Here is a 1,901-nt window from a genome sequence, read left to right as displayed (position 1 = left end):
CGCAATAAATAGCTCTATCTATTATCGACCATCATGATCCGAATTACGCAGTGACACACCGGGAAACCCGCAGATCAAAGCACAAAATTACCGGCCAGCAACCGCAACCATGTCAGGAGTCCTGGTGTTGTGTGGGCGAAGGGTTGGCAGTGGGTCGGCCAGCTGGCGGGCCAGATGGTGGCGGCGCGGGTGATGCGGGCTCCGCAGGTGGCGAGGTCTCGTTGGGCGGGGGTTCGAGTGGGATCGCACCGTTGCAGCCACCGGGTGGTGGCGGCGCCGGGAAGATGGGGTTGCCACTGTCGCCGACGCAGTCGTAGTTCCATGTTGGCCCGACGAGGCGGTTGCCGCCTTCCCACTGGTGCCAGTACGAACCGTCGGGGTATTTCTCGCCGTCGCAGACTCGTAGGCGGCCAACACCCCACTGCCCGCCTGGGCAGTGGTTTTTTGTGAGGTCCGGCTGGTGCGGGTCGAGGATGAGCGGGTCAGCGTCGACTAGCGGCGCCAGCGACACGATTGCCGCGGCACAGCCGATCGCCACACCGACACGAGCGAACGCCAACATTGACTACCGCCTGCTCCAGATCAACTCGGGGTATCCCCAGCCGGGTATGTCGCACGATAGTCCCCACGATCACCTCTCCGCGATGCTCCCGCAGCCCGGCGATGTGGCCTGAGGACAAGACTTGGCGCACCGCGGTGGTCTGCCACGATGCCGCCACGCTCGGGGCAACCTGCGACTCGTTGAGCCAGATCGTCAACGACCGCAGGGGCTGGCCCGCCAGATAGCGGCGTATGACAGCGGCTTCTGGTTCGCGCACGGTGATCTTGTCAGCTTCATACCCGAACGGGCGTGCTGAACCATGCGGCAATCCGGCCTGGGCGTTCTGCAACATCTTGCGGCGGATGCGGGCCGACTTGCGGCCAGACTCCTTGGCAATGCGGGCCATGAACAACCCGTCATCGTTCCCGGTATCGCTGGGCCAGTCTGCTACCGCTTTTTGCCGGTGGCACGTTGGGCTGCGCGGCGTTGTTGGCGACTCAACCCCGGCGTTGCCGGGGCCGGAGCGGATGCCGATGCGCCGGCTGCCGGCCATGCTGGTGGCGGTGCGGGGTGCCCACTGGCGGTGGTTCCGGTGGCTCTGTGAGTGGCGGCGGCTTCGAGTTCTGCAATTCGGGCACGCAGCGCGGGGACTTGCGCGGCGGTGTGACGCAGCTGCCCCAGCTCATGGTCGCGGTGGGTGGCACGTTCGACGTCGCGGCGCAACTGGTCACGTAGGCGTTGAATTTCGGTGCGGGCCTGCTGGTAGTCGGGGTCGGCGGTGAGAGTCTGGTGTCGGTTGACGGCGGCCGCGAACCGTTCCACCACCGCCCGCAGTTGGTGGTCCTGAATCTGGTCGTGGGTGTAGCGGTGCTCGATGGTTTCCAGCAGGGTCCGGCACTGGTAGTCCGAACTCAACAGCAGATGCATCAAGGTGGTCATGGACGGGATCGGCAGGCGGGCATCGGCATCGGCATCGGGGCGGTGCGCTCGGGGCACTTCCACCACCGTCACCGGGGCGCCTGCGGCGGCCGCGGCAACACGGCGTGCCGAGGCCGCACGCCGGCATTTCGCCGAACACCACACCGGCCGCCGGCCCCGCCGTTTGGTCGGCATCTCGAAGCGTTCGCCGCAGTGCGGGCACGCCCGGGTCGTGTCGGTGCGCGCCTCCAGGACTACCGGGTCCCCTGTCATCGCACACCTTTTCTCTGATTTCGTCTAGACGCAATGTTACCTGTTTGTGTCCTTGGTGCATGAGGTGTGTGGGTCGAGAAGGTGGTCAGGAAGGGGCTGGTCGGGGGTGCACGGGGTTGTGCCAATGTGCCTGGGAAATCAAAGCGGGGTGGCGGCGGAACTGGTGAAC

Annotated in this window: 1 protein-coding gene and 1 pseudogene; both read right to left on the bottom strand. The window is 65.8% G+C overall.

Annotated features, from left to right (window positions below; genetic code table 11):
• Nucleotides 1-629: 629 nt before the first annotated feature.
• A pseudogene (locus tag BN4346_RS46630) lies at nucleotides 630-974 on the bottom strand (recombinase family protein); the annotation flags it as partial.
• Nucleotides 975-988: 14 nt separating this feature from the next.
• Nucleotides 989-1,732: a hypothetical protein gene (locus BN4346_RS47955; protein WP_067977059.1), complete on the bottom strand. Its 744-nt coding sequence runs from the start codon at nucleotides 1,730-1,732 to the stop codon at nucleotides 989-991.
• Nucleotides 1,733-1,901 lie beyond the last annotated feature (169 nt).

It is taken from the genome of Mycolicibacter icosiumassiliensis (assembly GCF_900078685.2).
GTDB classification, from domain to species: domain Bacteria; phylum Actinomycetota; class Actinomycetes; order Mycobacteriales; family Mycobacteriaceae; genus Mycobacterium; species Mycobacterium icosiumassiliensis.
This window is presented reverse-complemented; position numbering and strand designations above follow the sequence as displayed.